This is a genomic window from Anaerosporobacter sp. (assembly GCF_031551385.1).
Lineage (GTDB): Bacteria > Bacillota > Clostridia > Lachnospirales > Lachnospiraceae > Anaerosporobacter.
The window spans coordinates 25815-49223 of record NZ_JAVBNS010000055.1 but is presented as its reverse complement, the minus strand read 5'-3'; the positions used below and the strand labels follow the sequence as shown (position 1 = coordinate 49223).

Below are 23409 nucleotides of genomic sequence, written 5' to 3'. Positions count from 1 at the left end.
TATGATAACTGTAACGCTTTCAGACTTCCTTCTTCCAAGTACAATAAGATACTCTTGAAGAACATCACGTTTTTCTTTTATAATTTACTTCGCTATTTCAAATTCCTGAATTCCCATGAAACCTGGAGCTACTTCATATTTTTCAAATACAACTACAGGATTACCATCTTCATTAACATAAAAGTTTACGTTTTCATCAACGCTAACAAATCCACCCTCTTCTTCTGTAAAATACATGATATTCTCTCCAGCATTCACTCTCTGTTCCATCTCTTCACGAATTGCTTTATTTGCTTTTTCAATATATCCGTCGCCTAAGATATCTTTTAATGTTAACACATCTCCTGTTGTCAAATCAAGCGTATAGAAGAATTGTTCTGTATATGCACTTGCCCAATTTTCATAAGATGTAATCACGATTGAAACCATCTCATTTGTCTCTGTTTTAATTTCATGTGATACATTTGCAACGATACCCTTTTCTGTGAATTCTTCTTCTGTACCACCAGTTGCTATAAACGCCTCTTTATATTCAGCAATATGCTGATTTGCTAACTTAATATGTTCGTCAACTAATTCCCCAATCTCTTTGTTTAAGTCAGCCACAGCCTCTTTCACTTTTTCATTATCTGTCTCTACTTCTATCTGTGCTACATCTGCTCTGATTGTTCTATCCTCATTCGTATCTTCATATGTACGAACGGTCAACACTCTTGCAATTGTTCCAACGACTGGTATCTTCTCAGCCCCTTTTGCAAATGTTTCACTTGTATTAAGTCCAATTACAAACACAGCAAAACATGCTGCAATCCCCACTCCTATACGAACCAAAATCTTTTTTGGCTTACCTGTTTCTTTCGTGTTTGTAGTATCATCCATCGTATTCTTCATACTCCCCATCTCCTTCTCTTTTTGCTCATATTCATGAAACATTTCATTTACCCGATTATGCAATTCCTTTGGTACTGGAATCTGATTATAACTTTGCTTACTTTTATTAAGAATTGCATCTTGAACTCTCTTGTTATCTTTCTTCATTCTCAACCTCCCGCAATGCCTGTTTTAATCGATTTAGCCCTGCATATAATCTTGATTTTACAGTGCTTAGATTTGTCTCAGTTATCTTTGCAATTTCTTTCAGCGAACATTCATTATAAAATCGCAACACAACAACCGTCCTAACTTCATCTGTGAGAGTATCTAAAGCTTGTAATACTGTATCATCCCCTTCTACTCCGTATTCTTGTACGTATGCTTCTTCTCGTATGTTTTCTTCCCCGCAGACAATCTCTTTGGAATTCTTTCTTATAAATCCTAAGCTCTCATTGACAATCACCCTGTAAAAATAAGTGGATAGATACTTCATATTATGTATCTCTTCATAGCACTCAAGTAACTTACATATACTGTTTTGTACAACATCTAAAGCAGCTTCTTCATTCTTTACATAAGAGAATGCCAAACGATAGAATTTCTGTTGATTTGAAATTACATACTCCTTCACTATCTCATATTTTTCTTTATTCATAGAAATACATAATCTCCTTCCTACATCCTTTAGATGATTTTACAGATGCAAAAGTTTTAGAATTTAATACTTTTATAAAAAACTTATTTGCAGAAAAACTCATAGACAATCAATTCAGATAATCTATGAGCTTCTCTTTTTTGTAGTATTTTCCTATATAATTTTTTATATATCATTCAAATAGTTATATAACTCTTCTAATGCTATTGTTGAATGTAAGTCCAAACAAATATTTCCCACTAAATTATAAATATCTATTTGAATATGTTCAAAATTCTCCTTTGCACAGACTGTTCTCAATTCAAAATGTTTTATACATTATACGTTAATTTCAGCCGTCATTCCTAAAAGTTCTTTACTTGCTTCTAACACTGGATTGATTACCTCTGTAATAAATTCTTCTGTTTGCATTGGTGCACAACCAACATATTTGCTTGGATCCATTGTTTTCTTTAGCTCTTCAAGTGACATATTAAATGCTGGATCAGCGGCAATAAGTTCTAACAGATTGTTATCTAAACCATTCTCTTTTACATTCTTACCAGCTTCCATTGATAATAGACGAATCTTTTCATGAAGTTCTTGTCTATCTCCACCAGCTTTAACAGCATCCATCATAATATTTTCTGTCGCCATAAATGGTAGTTCAGACATAAGACGTTTTTCGATAACTTTTGGATATACAACAAGACCATCAACAACATTTAAACAAAGGTCTAGGATACCATCAATTGCCAAGAATCCTTCTGGAATACTAACTCTCTTATTCGCAGAATCATCTAATGTTCTTTCAAACCATTGTGTAGATGCAACCATTGCTGGATTTAATGCATCTGCCATTACATAGTTAGCTAAAGAAGCAATTCTTTCACTTCTCATTGGATTTCTCTTATATGCCATTGCACTTGAACCGATTTGGTTCTTTTCAAATGGTTCTTCGATTTCTTTAAGATGTTGTAGTAAACGGATATCATTCGAGAATTTATGAGCACTTGCTGCAATTCCTGATAATACATTCAAGATTCTTGCATCAATTTTACGAGAATATGTTTGTCCTGAAACAGGATAGCATTCTTCAAATCCCATCTTCTTAGCAATTGTACGGTCTACTAATTTAACTTTTTCATAATCACCATCAAATAATTCTAAGAAACTTGCTTGTGTTCCTGTTGTTCCTTTCGAACCTAGTAATTTCATAGAATCAATTAAGTAATCTAAATCTTCAAGGTCAAGTTTAAATTCCATTAACCATAGTGTTGCTCTCTTACCTACTGTTGTTGGTTGCGCTGGTTGAAAATGTGTAAATGCTAATGTAGGAAGGTCTTTGTATTTCATCGCAAAATCTGCTAATTCTGCAATAACATTGATTAATTTCTTTCTTACTAATTTAAGAGCTTCTGTCATTACGATAAGATCCGTGTTGTCACCAACATAGCAAGATGTTGCACCTAGATGGATAATTCCCTTTGCTTTTGGACATTGTACGCCATATGCATACACATGAGACATTACATCATGTCTAACCAAAGCTTCTCTTTCCTTTGCAACATCATAGTTGATATCATCTTTGTGAGCTTTTAACTCTTCAATCTGCTCATCAGTAATATTCAAACCTAGTTCTTTCTCTGTTTCTGCAAGTGCAATCCAAAGTCTTCTCCAAGTACGGAATTTCATATCTGGCGAGAAGATATATTGCATCTCTTTACTTGCGTATCTTTCAGACATAGGGCTTACATATCTATCATTACTCATGTGTATTTCTCCATTCATTGTTTTTAAGTAACTATTCAGAACTTCTTCCTTCTGCATAATTACGCTTATACTATATAGTAACAAAAATCTTCTTATTCGTCAAAGTCACCGCGAATATTCTCTTTTGGTGGCTCGATTGGATAATCTCCTGTAAAACAAGCACTACAGTATCCCATATTATTTCCTAACAATTCTGCAAGGCGATTCACATCAAGATAGCCAAGTGTATTTGCTCCTAACATTTCGCAAATTTGCTCTACAGTATTATTATGTGCAATTAATTGATCGTCTGATGGGATATCTGTTCCAAAATAGCAAGGGTGCAAGAACGGTGGTGAACTGATTCTAACATGAACTTCTGTTGCCCCTGCATTCTTTAACATACGAACGATTCTCTCGCTTGTCGTACCACGTACAATCGAGTCGTCAATCATAACTACTCTTTTCCCTTTTACAACTTCTTTAAGAACATTCAACTTTATCTTAACACTTGATTCTCTTACACTTTGTTTTGGTTTGATAAATGTTCTTCCTACATAACTATTCTTAACAAATGCCATCCCATATGGTATTCCAGATTCCATAGAAAAACCAAGTGCTGCAGCATTACCCGAATCAGGAACGCCAACAACGATATCTGCATCAACAGGATGTGTCTGTGCAAGAATCTTACCAGCCATAATTCTTGAATTATATACACTCACTCCATCAATACAACTATCTGGTCTTGCAAAATAGATATATTCAAAGATACATCTTGCTGTCTTTTCACTACACATACTTGTGTCGGACTTAATTCCGTCCTTCGTAATCGTTACAATTTCACCTGGCAATACGTCACGTACAAATTCCGCACTTACTGCATCGAGTGCACAAGTTTCTGATGCAAGAATATAACAGTTATCTCTCTTACCAATAACAAGAGGACGAAAACCGAACGGATCTCTTGCTCCAATTAACTTTCTTGGACTCATAATTACTAAGGAATAAGCCCCTTTGATTTTTTGCATTGCATTCTTAACTGCCGATTCCACATCTGCTACTTTCAGACGTTCTCTCGCAATATGATAGGCAATTACTTCGGAGTCAATTGTTGTTTGAAAGATTGCTCCTGTATATTCTAATTCATGACGAAGCTCTAATGCATTAATTAAATTACCATTATGTGCTAACGCCAATGTACCCTTTACATAATTCAAAACAAGTGGTTGGATGTTTTCACTTGTGCTCGCACCTGCTGTTGAATAGCGAACATGTCCAACTCCAATATCACCTTTTAAACCTTCTAAGCTTTCTGGGGTAAATACTTCGTTCACTAACCCCATTCCCTTTACAGAAGATACTTTTCCTTTTGGTCCGTTTGTATCTGATACTGCAATACCGCAACTTTCCTGACCTCTATGTTGTAGGGCAAATAGTCCATAATAGATAGAAGAGGCTACGTCGTTTCCAGCTAGATCATATACACCAAACACACCACATTCTTCATGTAACTCATCTGATATTATACTACTCACTTTGTTTTCACTCATTCTCTAGCCTTCCCTTATCTTAAAGTCCTAATCGTTTAAATACTTCCGCATACGCATCCTCTACGTTACCTAAATCTCTACGGAATCTATCCTTATCTAATTTATCATGTGTTTCACTGTCCCATAGTCTACAAGTATCTGGAGAAATCTCATCAGCAAGAATAATCTCACCGTTACATCTACCAAATTCCACTTTAAAATCAATTAATTCAATTCCACAAGACATAAAATACTTACATAATTCTTCATTTACTTTAAACACAAGTTCTGTTATCTTATCAATCTCTTCACGAGTAGCGATTCCCATTGCAACAGCATAGTAATCGTTAATCATCGGATCTCCAAGTTCATCATTTTTATAACTAAATTCCAAAACAGGAGCTAATAATTTTGTACCTTCTTCGATACCAACCTTCTTAGAAAATCCTCCAGCAGCAACATTTCTTATGATTACCTCAAGCGGTACAATTTCCACTTTCTTAACGGCAGTTTCTCTATCACTAAGTTCTTCTACAAAATGTGTTGGTATTCCTGCTTCTGCAAGAATTTTAAACAAATGGTTACTCATTCTGTTGTTAATAACACCTTTACCAGTGATAGTTCCTTTTTTCAAACCATTAAATGCAGTTGCGTCATCTTTGTAATCTACAATATACACATCTTCCACATCTGTTGTGTAAACCCTTTTAGCCTTACCTTCATAGAGCATTTCTAACTTTTTCATCGTTTGCCACCTATCCTTTGATTCCCTGTTTTGAGATTGCTATTGGTTATCAGTTTCTTTACATATATCTCGCCATGGAGTTACATTTTTTTACAGTTAACCTTATAAAAATATTAATGTAAACATACATTAGCTACTTCTAATTATAAACTTGAGACGAAGATACGCAACATTTTTTTTTAATTTTGTCAAATTACACGAAAAGGAAAGTTTTGATTTTTATTGTTTTGTGTAGATTGATTAATCTCTTAAAAATAATAATAAGGAGTACCTCTCACTTACATAAGCACTCCTTATAATTCAATGTTATTAAATTGTTGTGAACTTATAAACTGTTACGAAATCGTATTCCTCTTCTGCTTTAATAATTGAAGATGGAAACTCTGCTATATTACAAGCATTTGGATAAAATTGTGTTTCAAAACATACACCATCTCTTGCGTTGTATGTAGTTCCTTCTTTGCCTTTTTCTCCATCTAGGAAGTTTGCAGTATAGAATTGCATACCTGGTTTATCTGTATATACTTCCATCTTACGTCCACTTGCTTCATCAATTAATTCTGCTACAAGCTCTACATCTTCTGACTCACGATTTAATACATAATTGTGATCATAACCGCCACCTTGCTTTAATGGTTTGTAATCTGCGTTAATATCTTGTCCTATTGTTTTCACTGTTCTGAAGTCCATAGGTGTTCCTTCTACATCAACAAATTCTCCTGTTGGAATTAAGCTGTCATCTGTTGGCGTGAATTGATTTGCATTAATCCATACTTTATGATTTAATATTGATCCAGATTTATGTCCTGAAAGATTAAAGTAAGTATGGTTTGTAAAGTTTATTACCGTATCTTGGTCAGGTACTGCAAGATATTCAATTACAAGTTCATTCTCTTCTGTTAATGTATATGCTACTGTTACATCAAGATTTCCAGGGAAGCCTTGTTCCATATCTGGACTTAAACGTGAGAATTCAATTGTTAAAGAACCATCTTCTTCATAATACTCTGTTTCATATAGGAATTTATTATAGCTCTTGCTTCCTGAATGTAAGTTATTATTGCCATCATTTTTCTCAAGTTCATATGTTTTGCCGTTGATTGTAAATGATGCATTCCCGATACGATTTGCATGTCTTCCAATAAAAGACCCAAAACCAGGAGCATTGCCTGTGTATTGCTCAAGATTATCATATCCAAGAACTACATCTTCTAATTTTCCTTTTGCATCTGGCACGAATACATTCACAATTGTTGCACCGTAATCACTAAATGTTACTGTCATTCCTGATTTGTTTGTAAGGGTATAAAGACTTGCTGTCTCACCATTGCTTGTTTTTCCAAATACTGTTTTCCTTATATTCATTATACATTCTCCTTTTATATTACTTTTCTATTGCTATTATACATCATTTTATACAAAACTAAAGTCTTTCTTTTTAATAAAACAAATTATTTTATAAATTGCTGTACGATTCTCTCGTATTCACAATTTGGAAGTATTTCTCTTTTTATTATTGTTTTCTGTAGCATCACCTTAATGATATTAACTACATCTGTCATCAGTCCAATTTTCTCGTTTGTCCATTCGGGCTCTGTGTTCTTATCACAAAATGCTATGATAATCGTTTCGTTCCATTCAAATTCAAGCATAATCATCGCCAATGATTTCACTTTCCGGAAATAAAATTGTCCCTGTAGATATTCTGGCATCTCTCCTTGCTGATAGACAACCATACTCCTATGTTTCAATATGTAAAGCAGTTCTTCACATTCTTTTAGATTGATTTGCTCACGGACTTGTGTTATCTTACGATTTTCTTCCCCATTTGTACTCCACTCAAATAGCTTCTCATAATAATCTTCTTCGCCAACTTGGTGAAATAGTAACGTCTCTCCAACATCTATATATTGTGTAAGATTACGAATAATCTTATTCAATCCACTATGCCAATCGTCTTCTGTCAATGCAATTTCTAATTCCTTGTTTAAAAACTCACTTTTTCTTTGCTCTATTCTAAGTTGAAACTCTGCACTCTCACGTCGGTCTTTCTCTCTAAGCATCTCTATATTCATTTCTACCGAAGAACATAGTTTTTCTATTACATCGTTTAGAAATAGAAGTACTGGTGAATCTGATGGCATCTCCTCTTTTGACAATACATTAAATACTCCAATACATTTGTCTTCAATACGAAACGGAACGGCATACACATAGATTTTTCTTTTTTTATCGTATATATAATTTGACTCTTTGTCTCTTACTAGTTTATACAGACTACGAAAGGCATCTCTTCCTTCTTTTCCTTCATAGTATTGATAAACCTCCTCTTCTATAAATGGGTGTCGCATTATCTTACAGAGTAATTTTCCTACATAATCTGTTATTACACAACTTATGTTCATCATATCGGAGAAATTTTTCGTCGTAGTCAATATTTCTTCCAGCTTAAACAAGTCTGTAAACCGTACTAATTTAATTGGAATCTCTCCCTTTTTAATCATCTCCAACTTTGTTTTTGCAATATCCTTACTAATTTCTAGTTCCTTTTTCAGTGTTTTAACTTCTGTTATATCGCTTAACATTACATCGATATACGAATACTTCACTGGATCTTTCTCTGAACTCATATAGACACATGTACTCTTTACCCATATTGGAGTTTCGTCTGCTTTTCTAATTCGATACTCCATCACAAGGCTTCCCGCTCCTTGTTTCTTTACACTCATAAACTCTCGTAACACCAATCGCAAATCCTCTTTCACTATCAGCTTACGAAAATTTATTTTCCTCACATAGAAGTCCTTACTTGTATAGCCTAACTTTTCAATGTTAGGGGTCACATATTCTACTGACCATTCCGAATCGGTACGAACTCGTAGAAATATTGCATCATTGGCTACTAATAACTTTGTAAGTCTGTTTTTTTCCGATTCAAGCCACTCTAGTTCCTCTTCCAATTCTTTTTTGCCAAGTACTAATTGATAATTCCCTAGTATCCCTGTTACTGTTCCATTTCTGTTTATAATCGGAATACGACTTGTATTAATAAACTTTTCTGTTCCATTTTTATACTGAATCAACTGTAATACATTCCAACTAGGCTCTTTTGTATTAAGAATCTCTATCTCTTTCTCCATTAGCATATCTTTGCTAATCCTATCATAAGAGCTTTCGATTTCATCACAGTTAATCTGTCTTTTCCTTACATCTTCATAATAAAAATAATTTGCGCCTTTTAATTTTAACTTCTTATCCTTCCAGAAAAATCTAGGCACATGGTTGCTTGATTTATCTGTAAAGCTTTGATTCTCTGTATAGTCTAGCAATAGTATTATAATATGCTTTCCATCAAGCTCTATCGAATTAATCTCTATATCAACATTTACCTCTTGATTTCCAAACACTGCGGCTACATTAAACAGCAATTCGCTTTCCTCGGCCATAACTTGTTGTCTTATCTGCTTTCTTAATTTTGTATTTGGCATATACTTTAGCATTTTCCCATTTGGGACTAATATATTTTTTGCATTCTCATTAATAGCAATGATTCTGTATGTCTCATATGTATATATTACTACTGGAAATGAAATTCCATCTATTAGCTGTTGGTATTTCAATTTTTCGTCAATTCTCACTCTTTATGTCTCCTTAAATCATCTTCTTATGTTTGTAATGTCATGCTTCATGTTGTTTCTTTATAATCACAAAATCCACACGACTTCTTAGTTGCCAAACAGTAGCAACATGGATTGTTAAATCTATTCCTGCACTCCTCTGTCATTGATTTTAACTCCACAACAAAACCACAAATTGTATTCTCTGGTGTAAACTGATTCTTATCACTAAGAACAATTCCCATCTTACTACCATTAAGCAACTCATATAATTGTCTATTTTCCATTAAATCTATTCCAAAATATCCTGGCCCTAACACGGGTGTAAACACACCTCTATCGTCCATTTCCTCGCTTACCATATATTTATCTACTAAATCATCACGACAGCCTTGCAAAGCAGCATATATCCACATTGTCTCGTAATACTGACTTAGTAAATTCGCTTGTAGCTCTTTCTCTTCCCCCTTATCAACCGTAATAAGAAATGCCATTACCGACATTGCATCATGAAAACAGTCGTTTGCAAATACTTCGCCCTGAATACTAACTTGACCAATTGAAATCCTTGTATTACTAATTTTGAATTCTTGAGATGTATATACTTTAGATGCACTTGTAATCTTGCATGTTTTATTTAACTGTTGGAGAACTTCCGAGGCTGATTTTTTTTCTTCCTCATCCAAAAGTTCATTTCCCTTTATTTTATTAAAATATTTCTCAATATTATATTTGTTTAAATCTTCTACTGCCAATCTCATTATGTATTTGTTTCCTTCCTGAATCCTATGAACCAAAAAAAACTGCCTCTTATTAGTAACAACTAATTCCGAGGCAGTTTCTTTACAATTTAATACATTAAATCGTGTAGGTAATCAATTCATTAAAACAATATAGCTATTTCTGTATAAAAATTAAATAATTTATATATTAGAAATAAGGTACACTGATTAAACTGCTTTGATTATACTCTTGTAACATTTGTTGCTTGTGGTCCTTTTGCTCCGTTAGAAACTTCAAATTCTACTTCTTGTCCTTCTTCTAAAGATTTGAAACCATCCATGTTAAGACCAGAGTAGTGAACGAATACATCGTTACCTTGTTCATCAGAGATGAAACCAAAACCTTTTTGATTGTTAAACCATTTAACTGTACCTTTCATAATTCAATTCCTCCAAAAACAAATAATAATATGTTGCATCTTGCAACCAGTCATATCATAACATTTTTTCTAAAGATTGTCAATGCATTTTTCATTCAATAGCATAAATAGGTCTTAATACTCATAAAAGTAGGTAATATGTCGCAAATTGTGTGACATTAATTCAGAATCGTTGCAATAAGCACACTCAACTCTATATTATTAATGCAACAGAGTAAGGCAACTAATTGTTGCTTCACGAAAAAGCCACGTTTTGTTGCTTTTAAAGCCTTTTTCATATTAAATTGGTATAATAGGGTAAGTCTTGTATTACTAATCTAGGAGGAATATATGACATCGGATAACTTATCGCTCTCAGAAAAACTCAGAGAATTGCGTATTACACATGGATATACCCAAAAGTATATCGGCGTTTACCTTAACATTACAAGACAAGGGTATGCGCATTACGAAAAAGGTGGACGTACACCAGATAACCAAACGTTATTGCAACTTGCTGCTCTATATAATTTAAATATAGATGAATTAATAAACACAAATCTTATTACGAGTACGCTTCATGAAGAAACACCCTATTCTACAAATGATCGCTCAAATATAGAAAAATCTAAAATGAGAACTTCCGTTCAACCTAGTAATTCTATCGAACATAGTCTATTGCAGAATTTCAGACAACTTCCACCCCACATACAACTAGATATACTTGAGTATGTTAAATACCGACTCTCTAAGTGTCCAAAGCAATAGATTTTTTCTCTATTGCTTTATTTTTTTATCTTTTGCCTTACTTTATTATTACATAGGCAATTATTATGCAAATCTGTAGCAACAAAATCGCTGGCATCCCTATTGTAAATGTTTTATGCTTTGTCTTATGTCGAAACTGTTTCATTCCTAATATGCTTCCTATACTTCCACCTATAATTGCTATAAAAAACAATGTCTTTTCAGGTATTCTCCAATCCTTTTGCTTTGCCCTTCTTTTATCAATTCCCATACTAACAAAGCCTGCTATATTCATTATAACAAGATACGCACAAATTCCCGCTATCACATACGTATTAACCCCTTCTACAATGTCCATTATGTACCTTCCTTCTACAAGAAAAGAACGCGTTGAACATTTTCATCATCGCGTCCTTTTTTCTTGGTTCTATGTTCTATTCTTCTGTAGCTGCTTCTTCTACTTCTGAAATTTCAATTCCTAATTCTACTAATTGTTTCTCTTCTACGATATTTGGAGCGTCTGTCATTAGACAAGAAGCATCTTTTACTTTAGGGAATGCAATTACATCACGGATACTCTCTTCTTTCGCCATAAGCATAATCATACGGTCTAAACCATAGGCAAGTCCTGCATGTGGTGGTACACCATATTTGAATGCATTTAGCAAGAATCCAAAGCGATCATAGGCATCTTCCTTGCTGAATCCTAATACTTCAAACATCTTCTCTTGAATATCATTTTGGAAGATTCTCACGCTACCGCCACCGATTTCTGTACCGTTTAATACGATATCGTAAGCTTTCGCTCTAACTTTACTTGGATCAGTATTTAATAATTCAAGATCTTCTTCCATTGGCATTGTGAAAGGATGATGTTTTGCTACATATCTTTCTTGCTCTTTTGAATACTCAAGTAATGGGAACTCTGTTACCCATAAGAAGTTATATACGTTCTTATCAAGTAAATCTAAGTTTCTTGCAATTTCAAGACGTAAATTTCCAAGTACATCAAACACAACATCATCTACATCTGCTGCTAATAATAATAAGTCTCCTGGTTTACCTTGCATTGCATCTACTAATGTTGCTAATTGTTCTTCTGTCATAAACTTAGCAAAGGAAGATTTGTATGTTCCGTCTTCATTGATTGAAAGATAAGCAAGACCTTTTGCTCCAAAACCTTTTGCAAATTCTACTAAGGCATCAATCTTCTTACGAGGCATTGCACCTTGTCCATCTGCATTGATACCTCTTACAGAACCACCGTTCTCAAGAGCACCTGTGAATACTGCAAATCCACAGTCTTTCACTACATCTGATACATTCTTCAATTCCATACCAAAACGTAAGTCTGGTTTATCTGAACCGAAACGATCCATAGCTTCTGCATATGTCATTCTACGGATTGGTAATTGAACATCTACATTGATTGTTTCTTTGAATAATTTTTGTAATAATCTTTCGTTTACAGCGATTACATCATCTACATCTACGAAAGATAATTCCATATCGATTTGTGTAAATTCTGGTTGACGATCTGCACGTAAATCTTCATCACGGAAACATTTTACGATTTGGAAGTAACGGTCATATCCAGAACACATTAATAATTGTTTGAATAACTGTGGTGATTGTGGCAATGCATAGAAGTTACCTGGATGAACACGGCTAGGTACAAGGTAATCTCTCGCACCTTCTGGTGTACTCTTTGTAAGCATTGGTGTTTCAATTTCAAGGAATCCTTCTTCTGCTAAGAATTGTCTTGTTAATGTAGCCACATTACTTCTCATAATAAGGTTTCTTTGAAGGTCTGGTCTTCTAAGATCTAGGTATCTATATTTAAGACGTAAGTCTTCTTTTGTATTGCTTTCTTCCTCGATTGGAAATGGAGGTGTTTCTGCTTCTGAAAGGATACGAAGCTCTGTTGCACGAATCTCAATCTCTCCAGTTGCCATATTCTCATTCACAGCACCAGAACGTGCTTCTACTTTACCTACAACAGCAATAACGAATTCACTTCTTAACTTGCCAGCTTTATCAAATCCTTCTGTTCCTATATCGTTTTCATCAAATACAATTTGAAGAAGACCAGAACGATCTCTTAAATCTACGAATATTAAACTACCTAAATTTCTTCTTTTTTGTACCCATCCCATAGCGGTTATCGTTTCACCAATATTCGCTTTCGATACTTCTGTACATCTATGAGTTCTTGATAACCCACGCATTGACTCTGCCATGTTGAATCCTCCATATATTTTTATATCTTTTTACAATCGTATTTTCTAAAATGTATTCATTCAAAGTAATACTACAGATACTTATTGAAAATATGCTTCTATCTTATCAAGTTCAACCTCAACTTGCTCATGTGTTTCCATGTTTTTAATTGTTGCTTTTGCATTCGCAATTTCATCTGCACCGATAATTACCGTGTTCTTCGCTCCAATTTTATTCGCATACTTCATCTGTGCCTTTACGCTTCTGTCCATATAATCTGTCTCAACAACAACACCTGCACTACGTAATGTATTCACGATACGATATGCTGCTGCTTTCGCTTCTTTACCAAGAATACCCACATATAATTCTGGTACAGTTTCTGGTGCAAGTTCTACTTCTTCTTTCTCAAGGAAATAGATAATTCTTTCAATACCCATACCAAATCCTACACTTGGAATATTCTGTTTTTCATCTATCTCATGAACAAGATTATCATATCTTCCACCTCCACATAATGTGAAGCCATCTTCGTTAACAAATTCAAATACTGTCTTTGTATAGTAATCAAGTCCACGAACGATTCCTGTATCGATTTCATATGGAATTTGAAGCTCATTTAACAGGCTCTGTAATTCTTCAAAGTGTTCTCTACATTCGTCATCAAGATAATCAATTGTTCTTGGCGCATTGCATACAATTTCCTTACATGCTGGTACTTTACAGTCAATAACACGAAGTGGATTCTTTGTCATTCTCTCAAGACAAGTTGGGCATAATTTGCCTTTGTGTTGCTCAAGATACGCAAGGAGTGCGTCATTATATGTTTTACGGCAATTTGAACAACCAATACTATTAATGTGCAATTTCGCATTTTTCAAACCGATTTCTTTAATAAATGTAGTAATTAATGTAATTAACTCCACTTCTGCAAGCGGACTCTTAGAGCCTACGAATTCAACACCAAATTGGTGATGTTGACGTAAACGACCACTTTGTGGTTGCTCATAACGGAACGCTGGTGTTACATAGAATAATTTTGTTGGGCCACTCTCTGCATATAGATTGTTCTCTAAATAAGCACGAATTGCACCTGCTGTACCCTCTGGTTTAAGGGTAATACTTCTGTGTCCCTTATCTTCAAATGTATACATTTCCTTTTGAACAACATCTGTTGTTTCTCCAACGCCACGTTGGAATAACACGGTATGCTCAAACACTGGAGTAATAATTTCCTTAATATTATAAGTCTTGCATAACTTTCTAGCTAACTCTTCAATTAACGTTCTTTTGTGCATATTACTGCCATACCAATCGCCTGTACCTTTTGGTCTTTGTGTAATCATATGGTGCCTCCCTTATTTCTAAAAAGCAGATATCGAAACCTGCTACATAATTAATTTTAATTTTTGTTGCTTATTATTATTATTCTCAATAATCGCCTTCACTTTCTCAAATTCAGGCGAATGAACTAATTCTAGGAACGCTAAGAAAATCTCCATATCAAAATTCTTAACTTCATCAATCATTAATTCCACTGCTGCCTCTATCTCAAATGCTTTTCTATATGGTCGTTCTGAAATCAATGCAGCAAACACGTCACAAGTGCGAAGAATCCTAGCTCCAATAGGAATGTCATAAGACTTTAGATTATCTGGATATCCTGTCCCATCAAAATTCTCATGGTGATGATAGATTGCTTCTAAAATTGTAGGTGATAAATCATATTTGTTAAGTATATCATAACTAAATTCAGAATGCATCCGCACATATTTCATTTCTTCAATTTGCAAAACATTCTTTCCTCTGCCATAGAGATATTTGCTAAGACGCAATTTACCAATATCATGTAGTAAACCTGCCTTCGCCATCTCGTAGCAGTATATATCATCTTTATTTAGCTTTTCAGCCAAAAGCCTTGCCAAATTACTAACAATAATACCATGCTTTAAACCCTCAACCAAATCCTCATTCGCTATGTCTAGCATTTCTCCGTTATACGGAATATCATCAACAGTTAGTAAATCAACCATTCTTCGCACCTCTTTCTCAATTCATGGCCAAGACCAATTAGCGTAGTTGTTCTGCGTTCTCAGAAAGCACTTTTTCTTTCCTTGCAATCATCTCATCCACTCTTGCTATATAGTCCGTTACGCTCTTAACATTCTCCGCACGCTCAATTCGATACCCATCAGGAAAAACAAATTTTGAAGCTGCTCCTGCACCAAGAGCAAGTATTGTTTGTTTTTCTTCCATTATGAGAATGTTATAGATTCCTTCTTTTCCATCTCTTGCATATCCTATGTTTTCAAGATTTTCTGCCATATTCTTCTGTCTGTACAAATAGTATGGTTGATAGTTTGCTCCTTTTGTATATTTAAAACAGACATCAAGCATACCTGATACATCTTTTGCTTCCAATCCTTTGTATTGATCTTTGTAAATGTTTAAATTTGCAGCACGTTTTATCGCCAACGTGTGAACCGTCAAACTATCTGGAGAAAGAATATCTATTTCTTTTAATGTGTTTTGGACATCTTCTTTGCATTCCCCTGGCAAACCGATAATAATATCCATATTAATATTATTATGACCTTCTTCTCTTGCCATTGCAAATGCTTCCCTAATTTGATCAACCGTATGCTTTCTTCCAATTAAGTCAAGAGTCTCTTGCTTCATTGTCTGCGGATTGATTGATATTCTTGTTACTCCTTGTTCTTTCAGAATTCGAAGTTTCTCTCTTGTAATGCTATCTGGTCTTCCTGCTTCCACAGTAAATTCTTTCACGTATGTAAAATCAAGTTCTTTATGAACCTTTATCAATAGTCGCTCTAGTTGTTGTTCATTCAATGTTGTTGGCGTACCGCCACCTAGATATACTGTTGTTAATCGCTTATTCGGACATGCATTCTTTGCATATTCTATCTCTTTGAATAGTGCTTCAACATAATCGTCTACTAGATTCGAAAACTTTTCCAATGAATAAGAAGCAAACGAACAATACAAACATGTACTTGGACAAAACGGTATTCCAATGTAGATGCTATAACCATTCTTGTAATCAATCTCTTCTAAAATCCTATATTCTCTTGTAACAATATCCATACACAAATCTGTCTTCTCTTTACCACAAAGATACTGCTCATGCATAAATGTTTCAATTTCATCGATTGCTTCCTTCTGCTCTAACTTCTCCATCGCTAACTTAGTTGGGCGAATCCCTGTTAGCGTTCCCCATTGTAGGGTTCTGTTTGCCACTTCTGATAATACGCTGTATAGTAAGCGTTTCAATACGTTCTTTTTATTCCTGCGTTCCTCATTCTCAACAGTATCTGACTTCACTAAGATAGGTACTCCATTCTCATTGAATGAAATACCTATTTGTTTCTTGTCATACGATACCTCTAACACACGTTCTGCTTCTTTTTGATTATCAAATGTGATATCTTCTTTCGGAAAGAATGCTTTTGTTAGTGATTGTATATCATATTCAAAATCTATATTCGTTAATTTTATCTGTATCATTATTTTACACCCATCTGCACCAAGCTGGCAAGCCTGTTTGCGTATAATTTTGTTACTATTCGCTGCACTCACAAAAAACTTGCGCGATATTGCATGTGATCAGTAACTATACTTTACCCCTCCAAATATGGATTGTATTTTCTTTCATATCCCATTGTTGAAGTTTCACCATGTCCTGGTAGTACAATTGCTTCCTCTGCTACTTGTTTTAGCTTCTCTGTTACAGAATGAATCATCTTGCTTGTACTACTTGTAGGTAAATCGGTACGCCCAACTGTTTCGCGGAACAGTGTGTCGCCACTTACAAGAACATTCTCTTCTTTAAAATAATAGCACATACAGCCCTTTGTATGCCCTGGCGTTGCAATCGCTTCCATCGCAAAACCTGCTAACGTAACTTTTTCACCATCACGCAAATAGTTGCTAGCATCAAACGAAAATGTAGTTCCAAGATGACTTGTTGATAAATTCAGACTACCATCTAATAAAACATCTTGCTCTTCCTCGTTCGCATATACAGGAATCCCATATGCACTTGCAATATCTTTCACAGCTAGTATATGGTCGAAATGCCCATGTGTTAATAGGACTGCTACTGGCTTTAAGCCATCTGTTTCTATCTTTGTCTCAATAACCATTGCTTGATCACCTGGATCAACGATAATACACTCTTTTGAATCTTCATTTATTAATACATAGCAGTTCGTCCGAATAGGACCAACAACACATGTGGAAATCTCCATATTACCTGCCTTCATTAATCTAATACCTGCTTTCTATCATTAACCTGTTGTTCTCTCTACATCAAGTACACTTTCAATATTACGTATCTTGCCTACAATAATCTTTAATTGCTCTACGCCATGAATATCAAAAGCTACATTAATTGTTGCTGTTCCTTGCTTACTTGTACGAACCGTCATGGAAGTAACATCAATTTTGTTTTCCGTAAAAACTTTGGATACATCTAAGAGTACACCATTTCTATTGTTCGAATAAATCTTAATCTCTGCCGTGTATAATTCATTCATTCCCTTGTCTGTTGCAACAGACCATTCTGCATCAATCAATCGTACTCTATCTTCTTCTGGCAGATTCATAACATTGATACAATCCGTTCTATGAATTGACACTCCACGACCACGAGTAACGAAACCGATAATTTCATCCCCTGGAACAGGAGAGCAACATTTTGAGAAACGTACTGCAACATCATGGATTCCTTCAACAACAATACCATTCTTGGATTTTGCAACCGCTGCCGGTCTACTATCCTTTACTTCTGCTATTGTCTCAAGTACTTTCTCATCTGTAATTTCTTTTTTGTCTTTTTTCTTTTTCTCTTCGATTAATTTATTGACAACCTGACCTTCTTTTAATCCACCATGGCCAACTGCTGCATACACGCTGTCCCAATCACGAAAACCGTATTTTCTCATTGCTTTTGTCATAAATTCGGTTTTCAGAAGATCACTTAATACAATGTTTTTATTCTTACAGTACGTAACAATCATTTCTTTACCACGACTGATATTATCATCCTTCAATTCCGCCTTGAACCACTGATTAATCTTGTTCTTTGCCTGTGTGCTCTTAACAATACTTAGCCAGTCACGACTTGGTCCTCTTGAATTTTGTGATGTAATAACTTCGATACGATCTCCATTTTGAATCTTATACTCAATTGGTACAAGTCTGCCATTCACTCTTGCACCAACCATTTTATTACCTACCGCACTATGAATGCTGTAAGCAAAATCGATTGGTGTAGAACCATTTGGCAGATTCTTCACATCACCTGTAGGGGTAAAACAATATACACTTTCAGAGAATAAATCAAGGTCACTCTTTAGCAAAGTAAGAAACTCTTTATTATCCGACATCTCTCTTTGCCATTCAAGAATCTGACGAAGCCATGTAAGTTTCGCCTCTTCCGTATCTCGTGTGTTTTTACCTTCTTGGTTTTCTTTGTATTTCCAGTGGGCTGCAATGCCGAATTCAGCAGTACGATGCATCTCATACGTACGAATCTGTACTTCGAATGGTTTTCCTTCTGGCCCTATTAGCGTAGTATGAAGTGACTGATACATATTTGCTTTCGGCATTGCGATATAATCCTTGAATCTGCCTGGTATTGGCTTATACATCTCATGAATAACACCAAGTGCCGCATAGCAATCCTTCACCGATTCCACAACAATACGAACAGCAAACAAGTCATAGATTTGCTCAAGTGTCTTGTTCTGATTCACCATCTTCTTATAGATACTAAAGAAATGTTTTACACGTCCGTCAATCTTTGCTTCTATATTTGCTGAATGAATATGGGTTTTCACTTCTGTAACAATGGCTTGTATGAAGGACTCCCTTTCACTTCTCTTTGTTGCAATCTTTTGAATCAAACCTTGATAGACTTCTGGTTCTAAGTACTTTAAAGATAAGTCATCTAACTCTACTTTTATCTTAGATATACCTAATCTTTGTGCAAGTGGCGCATAGATATCCATTGTCTCACGAGCTTTTTCTTTTTGCTTTTCTGCTCTCATATACTGAAGTGTACGCATGTTATGCAAACGGTCAGCTAACTTTATTAGAATAACACGGATATCCTTTGCCATTGCAAGGAACATCTTGCGCAGATTCTCTGCCTGTATCTCTAATTTATCTTTTGAATAGTTCAATTGCGTCAACTTTGTAACACCATCTACTAATAACGAAACCTCTTCACTGAATTGTTCCGTAATCTCTTCTGTTGTCAGCACCGTATCTTCCACTACATCATGAAGAATTCCTGCAACAATAGTTTCTTTATCAAGCTCTAATTCTGCTAATATGATTGCTACACACAACGGATGAATAATATAGGGTTCTCCCGATTTTCTCTTTTGGTCTTTATGTGCATTAAAGGCTAACGTATATGCCTTTTCAATCATGGAAATATCCGCAGAGGGATGATAGCTTTGTATTGTCGTTATTAATTTATTATACAACACTTCTGGTACTGTAAAATCCGCTGGCGCTGTAATATCTGAAAAATCATCATTTACAATATTCACATCTGCTTGTTGCTGTTTACTATCCATGAAATCACCACCTATTCCTGCGTCATAATTCACTCTACGATCTTATTTTAAATAATTATAAAGAAAACAATTCAAAAAATCAACAAAATAATAGAATATTGTCACCCATTATTAAAAAAGTGAGCCACGGCTCACTTCTTCAATCGGCAAACGCTGTCTAATTGACTTTATTTACCTTCATATTTAATAACAGATACGACATCGTATCCGTCTAATTTCTTTCTTCCTTCTAATCCTTCTAATTCCATTAAGAACACAATACGAACTACTTCTCCGCCTAGTTGTTCTACTAACTTAGTAATTGCTTCAATTGTACCACCTGTAGCAATTAAGTCATCAATTATTACTACTTTTTGTCCTGGTTTAATAGAATCCTTGTGAAGTTCAATTACTGCTGAACCATATTCAAGATCATACTCCATCTCTACTGTTTCACGAGGTAATTTTCCTTTCTTTCTAACTGGTACAAATGCTTTATTCATATTATAAGCAACAGGAACACCAAATATAAATCCTCTTGATTCTGGTCCAAGTACAACATCAAAATCAACATCCTTTAACTCTTCCATAATCGCATCAATCGCTAATTTTAATCCATCACGGTCTTGTAGTACACTTGTTACATCTCTAAATATAATACCTTCCTCTGGGAAGTTTTCTATACTTACTACGTAATCTTCTAATTTTTTCATTCCTGTTCCTCCATCTATCACTAAACACGTTCTTTTTCAACAAGATATTATTATAACACTGCCTATTCTTGTTGGCAAGCCAAAACATCTTCGTTTATTGAATTCCTTGAATTATAATCTGTGGCGTTTTCATCCCATTATATTCATTAATGTTTGGATAATATACAACAGATACTTTGATATCATTGGGAATGCCCTTATACAACTTATCAACTTCATTATTACCATATTTATCAATTAGATATTCATTGAATTGATCGATTTGATTAAAATATAAAGCATCCATTCTCTTTCCGTATTGATTCTCCACTTTTAACTTCAGTGTATTACGGTTCTTTCCAAGTATATCAGCTTTGATTATTGATAAATCTTTTTCTGCAAATACTGGTTTCTCATTCCCTTTTCCAAATGGTTCAAGTAACTCAAGTTCCTCTACAAGCTCTTCCTTCACATAACCAAGTGGCATTACTACATCAATGGAAATCTTGTTAATAAAATCATCTTCTACAAGTATTGTACGCTCATTTAGCGCGTTACGCAATGGTTTTATATTCTCTTCTTCTAGAGACAATCCTGCTGCCATTGGATGCCCACCAAACTTCCCCAAATACTCTTTGCATTTTGTTAATTCCTCAAACATATTATATTGCTCTATAGAACGTGCAGAACCCTTAACTCCTTCGATTGCCTTTGTTAGTACAATCGCTGGCTTATGATATCTCTCACGAAGTCTTCCTGCAATAATTCCAGCTAGACTTTCATGACAATCTGGTAAATACACTACTAATACCTTATCGTTTATCAAATCTGTCGTTTCGATCATCTCAATTGCTTGTTCGACACCTCTTGCTGTCATATCTTTACGCTTATCATTTAACTCTTTTAATTGTATTGCTATCTGTCTAGCTGTTTCGCCATCCTGTTCCAGTAATAGTGATAGACCAATCTTTGCTGTTTCAAGACGACCAGAAGCATTCAGGCAAGGACCAATAATAAAACCAAGGTGATACGCTGATAACTTATATGTATTGATTTGATGAAGCTCTATTAATGCTTTCAATCCCTTATTGTCAGTTTTCTTTAGTAATTCCAAACCATACTTAACAATAACCCGATTCTCATCAACTAAATCCATAACATCACATACCGTCGCTATCGCAGCATATGCTAGTAACTCCTCAACCTCTCTTTTATCCACAGAAAACCTCTCATATAAGACTTCTATCAACTTATATGCCACAACTGCTCCACAGATTGCAGAAAACGGATACTTGCAGTCATGTTGCTTTGGATTGACAATCGCATCTGCAGGTGGCAACACATCTGTTCTCACACCATCTTCCTCTACAAATGGAATATCATGATGGTCTGTTATAATAAATGTCATACCAATCTCTTTCGCATATCGTGTCTGTTCAATTGCTGCGATACCATTATCACAAGTAATAATAGTATCAATCGAAGCTTCTCTCGCCGCCTCTATAATATTTATATTAATACCATATCCATCTTTCATACGCTCTGGTATCTCGTAGTCTACATTAGCGCCAACACGTTGTAGTGCTGTATATAGCAAGAATGTCGATGCAACACCATCAACATCATAATCACCAACAATTCGAATACGTTTGTTCTCTTTTATCTTTTCCTCTAAAATCTCACATGCATAATCCACATCTTTTAATTGATGTGGATTATGCATAGTATCTATACTTGAATGCAGATATGTATGAATATCTTTACTTTCAACAATATCCCTATTCACTAGTAATCTTGCCAATACTTCACTTATGTGATTCTCATTTGCAATTTTAGCAAAGTCTTCTTTTTTGTTTTTTAAAAACCATTTTTCTCTCAATTTTCTTTCAATCCTATTCACCATTATAATTATAGATAAAATTCTGTAATGCATCTATATTTGTCTGCATATCAGGAACTAAAACAGCCATGCCATTAATTCTTTGTTGTGTATAAGAATTATCAACAGGTATTCTCATCTGGTCAATCTCTGTTGTTCCAAGCATAAGAACCGATTGCATATAAGACAGAATCTGATCGTTCGTTAAATCGGTTGATATGCAAGGCATAATCTCCTCGGCTAACGCTATTAATTCCGATAATGACATAGATTTCGCTTCTGTAAATATTGCCTGCAGCACTTTTCTTTGTCTTTGCGTTCTTCCAAAGTCACCTTGAGCATCTTGACGTATTCTTGTATAAGCAAGTGCCTGTGCTCCATTCATAATATTCGTCCCTGGCTGCAACTCTAAGACAGAACCTTTCTTATATGCTGTTGTTAGATACTTATATTCCGCATCTGTCAATTTAATCTTAACACCACCTATTGTGTTAATTACTTTCTTAAATGCGGAAAAGTCAACTACTGCATACCCATCTAATCGTATACCAAAATTAGATGCTATTGTTTCATACATTAAACTAACTCCACCAAAGGAATACGCCGCATTAAAACGGTTCTCTCCATTTCTAGGTATTGTTACATACATATCTCTCATTAGTGATGTCAATTTTAATCTTTTATGTTTTAAATCTAATGTGGCAATCATTGCTGAATCCGATCGTCCTGTTTGTGTCCACGTCGCTCGTTTATCACTTCCTACTAGAAGAATATTAATAATTCTATCGTCTTCTACTAAGCTCACATCATCTAAATTAACTGATGACAATGCCACACCACCTTGTCTATCCAGACCATCTAACACACCATAAATCTTAATCTTTGCCTCTGCTAATAAAAATCCTGTTATCGCTGACAATAACAGCAATCCTATAAACGCAACTTTATGAAGAGGACTCTTCTTTCTTTTTCTCGCCATGTAATCCCCTC

At 34.8% G+C, this 23409-nt stretch carries 20 protein-coding genes; 1 reads left to right on the top strand and 19 read right to left on the bottom strand.

The features are described from left to right. Nucleotides 1-84: 84 nt before the first annotated feature. The 9 genes from RMR19_RS06195 to RMR19_RS06155 form a co-directional block, all read right to left on the bottom strand. Nucleotides 85-1038 (bottom strand): RsiV family protein, encoded by a 954-nt coding sequence (locus RMR19_RS06195; protein ID WP_310602632.1) that lies wholly within the window; start codon nucleotides 1036-1038, stop codon nucleotides 85-87. Then, a complete protein-coding gene (locus tag RMR19_RS06190) occupies nucleotides 1025-1528 on the bottom strand; it encodes an RNA polymerase sigma factor (RefSeq protein ID WP_310602631.1) in 504 nt (167 codons plus the stop codon). Before RMR19_RS06190 ends, RMR19_RS06195 begins: the two co-directional genes overlap by 14 nt. Before the next feature lie 318 nt (nucleotides 1529-1846). Then, entirely contained in the window at nucleotides 1847-3280 is a 1434-nt protein-coding gene (gene purB, locus RMR19_RS06185) for an adenylosuccinate lyase (protein ID WP_310602630.1), read from the bottom strand. Nucleotides 3281-3372: 92 nt separating this feature from the next. After that, complete coding sequence (purF, locus tag RMR19_RS06180; RefSeq protein WP_310602629.1) at nucleotides 3373-4812, bottom strand: amidophosphoribosyltransferase; 1440 nt, start codon at nucleotides 4810-4812, stop codon at nucleotides 3373-3375. 19 nt (nucleotides 4813-4831) lie between these two features. Further along, nucleotides 4832-5536 (bottom strand): phosphoribosylaminoimidazolesuccinocarboxamide synthase, encoded by a 705-nt coding sequence (gene purC / locus RMR19_RS06175; RefSeq protein ID WP_310602628.1) that lies wholly within the window; start codon nucleotides 5534-5536, stop codon nucleotides 4832-4834. Nucleotides 5537-5845: 309 nt separating this feature from the next. Continuing rightward, entirely contained in the window at nucleotides 5846-6901 is a 1056-nt protein-coding gene (locus tag RMR19_RS06170) for an aldose epimerase family protein (protein WP_310602627.1), read from the bottom strand. An 86-nt stretch (nucleotides 6902-6987) separates the two neighbouring features. Continuing rightward, nucleotides 6988-9174: a PAS domain-containing protein gene (locus tag RMR19_RS06165; RefSeq protein ID WP_310602626.1), complete on the bottom strand. Its 2187-nt coding sequence runs from the start codon at nucleotides 9172-9174 to the stop codon at nucleotides 6988-6990. Nucleotides 9175-9221: 47 nt separating this feature from the next. Continuing rightward, a complete protein-coding gene (locus tag RMR19_RS06160; RefSeq protein ID WP_310602625.1) occupies nucleotides 9222-9950 on the bottom strand; it encodes a hypothetical protein in 729 nt (242 codons plus the stop codon). Between the two features lie 167 nt (nucleotides 9951-10117). Next, nucleotides 10118-10315, bottom strand: a complete 198-nt coding sequence (locus tag RMR19_RS06155) for a cold shock domain-containing protein (RefSeq protein WP_310602624.1) — start codon at nucleotides 10313-10315, stop codon at nucleotides 10118-10120. Between the two features lie 330 nt (nucleotides 10316-10645). Here RMR19_RS06155 and RMR19_RS06150 point away from each other — a divergent pair, with 330 nt between their 5' ends. After that, a complete protein-coding gene (locus RMR19_RS06150) occupies nucleotides 10646-11062 on the top strand; it encodes a helix-turn-helix domain-containing protein (RefSeq protein WP_310602623.1) in 417 nt (138 codons plus the stop codon). A 37-nt stretch (nucleotides 11063-11099) separates the two neighbouring features. On the opposite strand, the gene RMR19_RS06145 is transcribed toward RMR19_RS06150, so the two are convergent. The 10 genes from RMR19_RS06145 to RMR19_RS06100 form a co-directional block, all read right to left on the bottom strand. Continuing rightward, nucleotides 11100-11399 carry a DUF1294 domain-containing protein gene (locus tag RMR19_RS06145; RefSeq protein WP_310602622.1) on the bottom strand — a complete coding sequence of 100 codons (300 nt, stop codon included), beginning with the start codon at nucleotides 11397-11399 and terminating at the stop codon, nucleotides 11100-11102. Nucleotides 11400-11475: 76 nt separating this feature from the next. Beyond that, a complete protein-coding gene (gene aspS, locus RMR19_RS06140) occupies nucleotides 11476-13281 on the bottom strand; it encodes an aspartate--tRNA ligase (protein WP_310602621.1) in 1806 nt (601 codons plus the stop codon). Between the two features lie 81 nt (nucleotides 13282-13362). Then, on the bottom strand, nucleotides 13363-14607 hold the full coding sequence (hisS, locus tag RMR19_RS06135) for a histidine--tRNA ligase (protein WP_310602620.1): 1245 nt from the start codon (nucleotides 14605-14607) through the stop codon (nucleotides 13363-13365). A 42-nt stretch (nucleotides 14608-14649) separates the two neighbouring features. Next, a complete protein-coding gene (locus RMR19_RS06130; protein ID WP_310602619.1) occupies nucleotides 14650-15294 on the bottom strand; it encodes an HD-GYP domain-containing protein in 645 nt (214 codons plus the stop codon). Nucleotides 15295-15331: 37 nt separating this feature from the next. Beyond that, a complete protein-coding gene (gene hemZ, locus RMR19_RS06125; RefSeq protein WP_310602618.1) occupies nucleotides 15332-16786 on the bottom strand; it encodes a coproporphyrinogen dehydrogenase HemZ in 1455 nt (484 codons plus the stop codon). Between the two features lie 113 nt (nucleotides 16787-16899). Next, the gene (locus RMR19_RS06120) at nucleotides 16900-17544 is read right to left on the bottom strand and encodes an MBL fold metallo-hydrolase (RefSeq protein WP_310602617.1); all 645 of its coding nucleotides are present in this window, start codon (nucleotides 17542-17544) and stop codon (nucleotides 16900-16902) included. Nucleotides 17545-17568: 24 nt separating this feature from the next. Continuing rightward, the gene (locus tag RMR19_RS06115) at nucleotides 17569-19869 is read right to left on the bottom strand and encodes a RelA/SpoT family protein (protein ID WP_310602616.1); all 2301 of its coding nucleotides are present in this window, start codon (nucleotides 19867-19869) and stop codon (nucleotides 17569-17571) included. 167 nt (nucleotides 19870-20036) lie between these two features. Next, a complete protein-coding gene (locus tag RMR19_RS06110) occupies nucleotides 20037-20561 on the bottom strand; it encodes an adenine phosphoribosyltransferase (RefSeq protein WP_310602615.1) in 525 nt (174 codons plus the stop codon). Nucleotides 20562-20655: 94 nt separating this feature from the next. Continuing rightward, nucleotides 20656-22443, bottom strand: coding sequence for a single-stranded-DNA-specific exonuclease RecJ (gene recJ / locus RMR19_RS06105; RefSeq protein WP_310602614.1), 1788 nt, complete (start codon nucleotides 22441-22443; stop codon nucleotides 20656-20658). Next, the gene (locus RMR19_RS06100; RefSeq protein ID WP_310602613.1) at nucleotides 22433-23398 is read right to left on the bottom strand and encodes an LCP family protein; all 966 of its coding nucleotides are present in this window, start codon (nucleotides 23396-23398) and stop codon (nucleotides 22433-22435) included. The genes recJ and RMR19_RS06100 overlap by 11 nt, the downstream gene beginning before the upstream one ends. Nucleotides 23399-23409: the final 11 nt, after the last annotated feature.